Raw genomic sequence first — 7,041 nt, 5'->3', positions numbered from 1 at the left:
AAAGGGTCATTTCGAGGAACCGATCCGCGTCGAAGGCGGCGTCTACGCCCTGCCCCAGCATCCCGGCGCAGGGACGACACCGCTGGCGGCAAGCCTCGAGCGCTTCGGTCAATCGCTCCGCTAGAGCCGCGAAGTCTTGGAGCGCGAAGTCTTGGAGCCGTCGCGCGCCATCCGTGCTCGGACATCAAGGCCAACCGCCCATCGTTGCGGATGAATGCGCCCATAAACGCCAGTCGGACGTCCGGGTGAATTGCGCCAGTTGCTGACATTGGGGCACGGCCCGTAACCGGACATGTGCATCCTGCACGCAGCTGCCGTTTACGAGAGCGATTGCTCCTCGCCGCCACGACAGCGCTGTACTTTACGCGCAGCTAGATTTCATGATCTCAGCCAGTCGAGCTACATCGGCCTGCACGGTTGCCGGCGCGACGCGCGATATGCCGAAAACCAGCCCCGGCCGCGCCGGCCCCAGATGGAAACGCGACATCGGCTGCATCGCGAACCCATTTGCCTTCAAAATCTGTGCAATAGCCTGATCGTCGACATCCGGGTCGCGGAACCACGCCGCCAACTGGAGCCCGCCGGATCCGTCGCTGATATGCAAAGCATCACCGCAATGGTGCTGAAGGGCCGCGACGCTCGCTGCCATGCGAACGGCGTAAAGGGCTTTCATCTTGCGAATATAGCTACGCAGGCGGCCGTCGCGAATGAAGTCCGCCAGCGCCGCCTGGACATGGATCGGCACGACGGCGCCTCGAAGCTGCAAGGCGGCTGAAGCCTCCCGCAGCAACCGCGGCGGGATGATCGCATAGGCAACCCGCACTCCAGGAGCCAAAATCTTCGAGAAGGTGCCTAGATAGACCACGATGCCGTTGCGATCGATACCCTGCAGCGCTGCGATCGGTCGCGAGCCATACTGGAACTCGCTATCGTAATCGTCCTCGATCACGATAGCGCTGCTTGCTTGCGCGACCTCCAGCAGGGCGAGACGTCTCTGCAGGCTCATCGTCACGCCCGTCGGATATTGATGCGAAGGCGTCACATAGATCAGCCGTGGCGGCGGCCCGAGCGCCCTGGCGACGTCGATCCCGGCATTGTCGCAAGGGACCGGCACCATCTCTGCCCCGGCACTGCGCAGCAGCGCCTGTGCCGTGGGATAACCCGGCTCCTCCATCCAGGCCACGCTGCCATTCGCCTCTCCGGGCCGCAGCAGAATGCAGGCCAGCAGGTCAATGGCGGCGCGGGTCGAGGGCACGATCATGACCTGCTCAGGCCGCGCAACGACGCCCCGCGTGTGGGCGACGTGCTCGAGGATAGCCCTCTGCAGTTCCCGGACGCCGTTCGCATCGCCATATCCGAGGTCGTGAATTCTCAGCGAGCGCGCGCGTGCCCCGAGATAGCGCGCCCAGCTCGCATGCGGGAAATCGGCTAGGTCGGGAACGCCTGGCTCGAAAAGCCTGGAAAGCGCAGGCTCGTTGGCTGACTCGGACAGGCTCGGCGCCGGCTGTAGCGCGAGCGGGAGTGGTGCCGTCCCGACCTCGGCGACACGCGTTGCCGAGCCCGTCTGCGCCACGAGATAGCCGTCCGCCTTCAGGCGCTCATAGGCTTGAACCACGGTCGAGCGGGCGACGCCAAGCGTGCGGGCCAGAGTGCGCGAGGACGGCAAGCCTTGCCCCGCCCGTATGGTGCTGTCGAGGATGCGTTCCCGGATCCCGCGATAGAGCTGCCCTTCGAGGTCGCCCGCCGCTTTGTCCAGAGCCTGCCAGGCCAGGGCGTTTGCCGACACCGTTCAATCCCAAAATGGTCTGACAAGAATGAGAGAAGTGGCAGTTTACGCCATACCATACCACCGGCCAATGGTAGCTCGATGCGCTTTCGCCGCATTTGCAAACCCACTCGCGAAATCAGGACGTCACCATGGATCTGTCGGATTGGAAGGGCGTTCCCCGCCCCGAGCGGATTGTGCTGGAAGGGCGCTATGCGCGGCTCGAACCGCTCAATCCCGCCACACATGGCGACGACCTGCTCGCCTCCGCCTGCGAGCCGGGTGCCGGCGACCGTTTCCGCTACCTATTCGAGGAGACGCCCGCGGACATGGCCTCCTTCGGCGCCTGGCTCGAAAAGGCCTCGACCTCAACCGATCCGCTGTTCTTTGCGGTCATCGACAAAAGGACGGGACGGGCAGAGGGGCGGCAGGCGTTGATGCGGATCGATGCCGTGCACGGCGTCATCGAGATCGGCAATATCCTGTGGGGGCCGGCGATCGCCCGCAGCCGCGTCGCGACGGAGGCGCTCCATCTTTTCGCGCGCTATGCCTTTGAGACGCTGGGATATCGGCGGTTCGAATGGAAGTGCAACAATCACAACGAGCCTTCGAAGCGCGCGGCCCAGCGCTTCGGCTTCACCTCCGAGGGTGTCTTCCGGCAGCATATGGTGCAGAAGGGCAAGAACCGTGACAGCGCGTGGTTCGCGATGATCGACATCGACTGGCCACGTCTCAAGGCCGGCTACGAAGCGTGGTTGGCGCCCGAGAATTTCGATGAGAATGGCCAGCAGCGCACCAGGCTCAGTCTCGATTGAGAGCAGGGCAGCAAGACTGCCTGGGCTAGAGCCGGATGATTTCAGACGGGGTCACTTCGTGATCCCGTCTGAAATCTGAATCCGTCTCTCATCAATGAGTTAGAGCAGGATCAATGCGAAAAACCGGTTCCCACTTTTTCGCATCCTGCTCTAGCGGCTGACCAAAGTCGCCGGCGGGCGGCGGCGGCCATTGGTCGGTTGGGCAGCCTTCGACGCGAAAGGCCTGCTGCGCTAGGCTGGCGCTCTGACGGCGCCCGGAACTGGGCCGCCTAGCTCGTCGAGGCAGGACAGCGCGATGTTTCTTTTCGACGGTCCCGACCAGGCCGCTGTGACTATCCTCCTGGCGCATGGGGCCGGAGCTCCGATGGACTCGCCATCAATGACGGCGACCGCAAAGGCGCTGGCCGGAGCGGGCTTTCGAGTTGCCCGCTTCGAGTTCGATTATATGGCGGCACGGCGGGCCGGAGATGGTCGCATGCCACCCCCACGAGCTGAAAAGCTGAATCCGCAGTATATCGCCGCTGTCGACGCGCTCGGCGCCAAGGGGGCGCTCGTCATCGGTGGCAAGTCGATGGGGGGCCGCGTTGCGAGCATGGTGGCTGATGCGCTGTTCCAGAAAGGCCGGATCCGCGGCCTTCTTTGCCTCGGCTATCCCTTCCATCCGCCTGGCAAGCCGGAGCAGTCGCGAACCGGGCACCTGGCCGATCTGAAGACGCCGACTCTCATCGTGCAGGGAACGCGCGATGAGTTCGGCTCCCGGGAGGACGTATCGACCTATAGGCTTTCGCCGCTCATCGACGTCCTATGGCTGGAGGATGGCGATCACGATCTGAAGCCGCGCAAGCGGATTTCCGGCTTTTCGACCGCTGACCATCTCAGGACCATGGCCGAGGCAGCTATCGCCTGGGCCGAACGCCCAACTCGTCACCCAGCGACCCGGTAGCCGGTCGCAAGCCGCGCAAAGATGACGCGCGGACCGGCACCGTCATCGCCAAGCTTCACACACCGAAGGTCGAAGGCAGCCCGCTGGAATGCGTGTCATCGCGATGCGCCAGACCCTCGGTCGGCGCTGGCAGCTGGCGAGGGAGCGCGAGCTTGCTCGCGAGCAGCGGCAGCAGAGCGCCAAGAGCTGCCATGCGAAAGCCCCCCGAAAGCGGACGCGCGTGAGACGCGCGGAACCACTGTCCAGGCGCGCTGCCGACCGAACAGCCCTTTTCGTCTCAGCGACGGCTGCTCGAAACCCGAGCCTGATGCCCACCGGACAGGAACTGCATGAAAGCCGGCGGGAGCTCAATGAAGTCGAGCGCTTCCTGACGGATATCGAAATCCGCGATAGCCTCGGTCAGCATCTCGAATTCCCGCTCACCGTCGGAATCCCTCGATGATGAGATGAGCTGTGCAGCTCGCAGCACAGCAGCCTTCCGCTGTTCATAAGACGAGATCATCACCGCGTCGGCGTTGGGCATGACACCACCTCATCGCTACGCAACCTCACACCCGCTAAGCTAGCGCTCCAAGCGCTGGAATACGAGTCGCTTCTACGAGATGGCTCGGTAGCCGGCCCCTCCCCCTGGTGTCGCCGAGAGCGTGCCGCAGCGCCGCAATGACCGTGCGCCCTGCGCCCTACCCGTACATCGGCGAGCAAGCTTGATGATTTGCAGCTCGCGCCACGATTTGCCTGAAAGCCGGCTTGCCCGATGCCGGCGAAGCGCCAAAAGCCGACATCAGTTGGCTGCCCGCGAGGCCACTGTCTCCGATAGACGGCATTTCGATGCGATCCTGCGCCCGAACTGATCGGAGCGGCCTAGCCCGATTGCGCCACGCCACAGCAAAGATTCGCAAAGGCCGGCAATTGACGGCTTCAATCATATGATAATACGATGTTTGGATGAGCCGACCGTCCAGCCTCCACGATGTCCTCGTCGACCGCATTGGCCGCATGGTCGTTGGCGGCGCATTCGGAAGTGCGGGTTCTCTGCCTCGGGAGGATGAGCTAGCGGAGACCTTCTCCGTCAGCCGGACCGTGATCCGGGAGGTCACCAAGACGCTGCGGGCGCTCGGGTTGGTGACAACGGGGCCGCGGGTCGGATCGCGCATCCAGCCAATCGCCAGTTGGCGGCTGCTGGATCCGCAGGTCATGGACTGGATAACCGACGCCGACATGGCGAACGGCTTCGAGCGCCACCTTCTGGAAATCCGCAGCATGGTGGAGCCTGCCGCCGCCGCCTTCGCCGCAGAGCGCGGTTCGGACTCCCAGATCGCCGCGATTGCGGCCGCGCTGGTGGCGATGACGAACTCACCGGACAAGCTCAGTCACGAGGCCGCTGACCTTCGCTTCCACGAGGCAATCCTCGAGGCGTCGGGCAACCTGCTGCTGGTTCAGCTTAAGCCGATCCTGCATGCAGTCCTGAAGGCGTCGTTCCGCCTGTCGATGCACGATCACGCTCGGGGGCGCGCCTCGGTCGCGACCCACAAACGCGTAGCTGATGCCATCGTGGCCCGCGCGCCCGAAGACGCCCGCAGGACAATGGCCGAGCTGCTGGCGATGGCCCGCGCGGATATCGAACATGGCGCCGGCCGGCGTCGTGATGATCTCTCCACAACAAGAAACGCTGAGGAAACGCAGCATGGTAGCCATCGCCGAAAGGTGGATTTTACGCGCGCTTGAAGCCGTTCTCGTCGCCCTCCTCGCAGGCATGGTGGTGATGGTCTTCGGCAATGTCGTGCTGCGTTACGCCTTCAATTCCGGCATCAACGTGTCGGAAGAGCTATCGCGCTATTTCTTCGTCTGGTTGACCTATATCGGCGCGGTCGTCGTCATGCGCGAGAATGGGCATCTCGGCGTCGACACCTTCGTCGGCGCGCTCAGCATCCGCGGCCGGCGCATCTGCATGATCCTGAGCGACCTGATCGTACTGGTCTGCTGCCTGATGCTGCTCGAGGGCACCTGGAAACAGCAGGAGATCAACGCCAGCGTCGTCGCGCCCGTGACCGGCATCAGCATGTCCTATGTCTACAACGTACTTTACTTCGCCGGAGTCGGTATCGGCCTGATTACCCTGGCACGACTGTTCCGCGCACTGACTGGCAGGCTCGACCCTTACGAACTTGCCGAATTCGTCGGCGATTACAGCGCGCGCCCCTCGCACGATCTCAAGGGGCACTTGGAATGACCGTCACGATTTTCCTCGTCTCGCTCTGCGGAGCGATGGCGCTCGGCATGCCGATCGCCTTTGCGCTGATCGTCTGCGCGGTCTGCCTGATGCTGTGGCTCGGCGTCTACGACACCCAGATCATCGCGCAGAACATGATCATTGGAGCGGACTCCTTCCAGCTTCTGGCGATTCCGTTCTTCCTGCTCGCCGGCGAACTGATGAATGCCGGCGGCCTGTCGAAGCGGATCGTCAATTTCGCGCTGTCGCTCGTCGGCCACCTCCATGGTGGCCTAGGCTATGTCGCGATCTTCGCCGCGATCATCATGGCTTCGCTGTCGGGGTCGGCAGCCGCTGATACCGCGGCGCTCGCCTCGATCCTGCTGCCGATGATGCGCAGCGCCGGCTACGACGTTGGGCGCTCCGCCGGTTTGATCGCATCGGGGGGCATCATCGCGCCGATCATCCCGCCCTCGATCGGCTTCATCGTCTTCGGTGTCGCCGCCAATCTCTCGATCACGCGGCTGTTTCTCGCGGGCGTTTTCCCGGGCCTGCTGATCGGGCTGTCGCTCGTGATTGCCTGGTGGATCGTCTGCCGCAAGGACAAAGTCACGGTGCTGCCGCGCAAGACCGGTGCCGAGCGGCTCAAGGCGACCTGGGACGGCTCTCTCGCCTTGCTGATGCCGGTCGCGATCCTTGGCGGCATTCGTTTCGGCATCGTCACGCCGACGGAGGCTGCCGTCGTCGCGACGGTCTATGCGCTGATCGTCGGCATGTTCGTCTATCGCGAACTCAAGGTGCGGGATCTCTACAAGGTCACGTTGCTCGCAGCCAAGACGACGAGTGCCGTGATGTTGCTGGTCGCCGCCGCCGTCGTCTCGGCCTGGCTGATCACGCAGGCGAACATCCCTGCCGAGCTCTCGGTGATGCTCGAGCCTTTCATGGGCAACAAGACGATCCTGATGATCATCATCATGCTGCTCGTCATGGTGGTTGGTACCGCGCTCGATTTCACGCCGACGGTTCTGATCCTGACGCCCGTCCTGATGCCGATCGTCAAGCAGGCCGGGATCGACCCGATCTATTTCGGCGTGCTCTTCATCATCAACAACGCCATCGGCCTGATCACGCCGCCCGTCGGCATCGTGCTCAACGTCGTCTGCGGCGTCGCGCGCGTGCCGATGAGCGCCGTGATGAAAGGCGTCTGGCCGTTCTTCATCGCGCAGACGCTCGCAATGTTCCTGCTCGTGCTGTTTCCGCAGCTCGTGATGGTGCCGCTCGCCTGGCTGAGCGGACGCTGACTTTCAAC

General features: G+C 63.6%; 8 protein-coding genes. 5 read left to right on the top strand and 3 right to left on the bottom strand.

All coding sequences use genetic code 11. The features are described 5' to 3' along the window. Positions 1 to 361 precede the first annotated feature (361 nt). Positions 362 to 1,786 (bottom strand): PLP-dependent aminotransferase family protein, encoded by a 1,425-nt coding sequence (locus tag ACSQ3P_RS22890; RefSeq protein WP_436167783.1) that lies wholly within the window; start codon positions 1,784 to 1,786, stop codon positions 362 to 364. Between the two features lie 131 nt (positions 1,787 to 1,917). Between ACSQ3P_RS22890 and ACSQ3P_RS22885 the strand changes: the two genes are divergently transcribed. Both ACSQ3P_RS22885 and ACSQ3P_RS22880 read left to right on the top strand, forming a co-directional pair. Next, a complete protein-coding gene (locus ACSQ3P_RS22885) occupies positions 1,918 to 2,580 on the top strand; it encodes a GNAT family N-acetyltransferase (protein ID WP_436167782.1) in 663 nt (220 codons plus the stop codon). A gap of 295 nt (positions 2,581 to 2,875) precedes the next feature. Next, positions 2,876 to 3,523 (top strand): alpha/beta hydrolase family protein, encoded by a 648-nt coding sequence (locus ACSQ3P_RS22880; protein ID WP_436167781.1) that lies wholly within the window; start codon positions 2,876 to 2,878, stop codon positions 3,521 to 3,523. 55 nt (positions 3,524 to 3,578) lie between these two features. On the opposite strand, the gene ACSQ3P_RS22875 is transcribed toward ACSQ3P_RS22880, so the two are convergent. Then, positions 3,579 to 3,716, bottom strand: coding sequence for a hypothetical protein (locus tag ACSQ3P_RS22875; RefSeq protein WP_436167780.1), 138 nt, complete (start codon positions 3,714 to 3,716; stop codon positions 3,579 to 3,581). A gap of 84 nt (positions 3,717 to 3,800) precedes the next feature. Further along, a complete protein-coding gene (locus ACSQ3P_RS22870; RefSeq protein ID WP_436167779.1) occupies positions 3,801 to 4,046 on the bottom strand; it encodes a hypothetical protein in 246 nt (81 codons plus the stop codon). Positions 4,047 to 4,468: 422 nt separating this feature from the next. Between ACSQ3P_RS22870 and ACSQ3P_RS22865 the strand changes: the two genes are divergently transcribed. The 3 genes from ACSQ3P_RS22865 to ACSQ3P_RS22855 are packed head-to-tail and all read left to right on the top strand — an operon-like array spanning position 4,469 to position 7,033. Beyond that, positions 4,469 to 5,248, top strand: coding sequence for a FadR/GntR family transcriptional regulator (locus tag ACSQ3P_RS22865; protein ID WP_436167778.1), 780 nt, complete (start codon positions 4,469 to 4,471; stop codon positions 5,246 to 5,248). Further along, positions 5,208 to 5,753, top strand: a complete 546-nt coding sequence (locus ACSQ3P_RS22860) for a TRAP transporter small permease (protein ID WP_436167777.1) — start codon at positions 5,208 to 5,210, stop codon at positions 5,751 to 5,753. The genes ACSQ3P_RS22865 and ACSQ3P_RS22860 overlap by 41 nt, the downstream gene beginning before the upstream one ends. Further along, positions 5,750 to 7,033, top strand: a complete 1,284-nt coding sequence (locus tag ACSQ3P_RS22855) for a TRAP transporter large permease (protein ID WP_436167776.1) — start codon at positions 5,750 to 5,752, stop codon at positions 7,031 to 7,033. Before ACSQ3P_RS22860 ends, ACSQ3P_RS22855 begins: the two co-directional genes overlap by 4 nt. The last annotated feature ends 8 nt before the right edge of the window (positions 7,034 to 7,041 follow it).

The organism is Allobosea sp. LjRoot9, assembly GCF_964252745.1.
Classification (GTDB): Bacteria; Pseudomonadota; Alphaproteobacteria; order Rhizobiales; family Beijerinckiaceae; genus Allobosea.
The sequence above is the reverse complement of the archived record's forward strand: the minus strand, read 5'-3'. Positions and strand labels throughout refer to the sequence as shown.

Excerpts from the sequence above, each read along its gene's own strand:
- ACSQ3P_RS22885 (WP_436167782.1), top strand. The coding sequence starts at position 1,918 with ATGGATCTGTCGGATTGGAAGGGCGTTCCCCGCCCCGAGCGGATTGTG.
- ACSQ3P_RS22880 (WP_436167781.1), top strand. The coding sequence starts at position 2,876 with ATGTTTCTTTTCGACGGTCCCGACCAGGCCGCTGTGACTATCCTCCTG.
- ACSQ3P_RS22875 (WP_436167780.1), bottom strand. The coding sequence starts at position 3,716 with ATGGCAGCTCTTGGCGCTCTGCTGCCGCTGCTCGCGAGCAAGCTCGCG.
- ACSQ3P_RS22870 (WP_436167779.1), bottom strand. The coding sequence starts at position 4,046 with ATGCCCAACGCCGACGCGGTGATGATCTCGTCTTATGAACAGCGGAAG.
- ACSQ3P_RS22865 (WP_436167778.1), top strand. The coding sequence starts at position 4,469 with ATGAGCCGACCGTCCAGCCTCCACGATGTCCTCGTCGACCGCATTGGC.
- ACSQ3P_RS22860 (WP_436167777.1), top strand. The coding sequence starts at position 5,208 with ATGGTAGCCATCGCCGAAAGGTGGATTTTACGCGCGCTTGAAGCCGTT.
- ACSQ3P_RS22855 (WP_436167776.1), top strand. The coding sequence starts at position 5,750 with ATGACCGTCACGATTTTCCTCGTCTCGCTCTGCGGAGCGATGGCGCTC.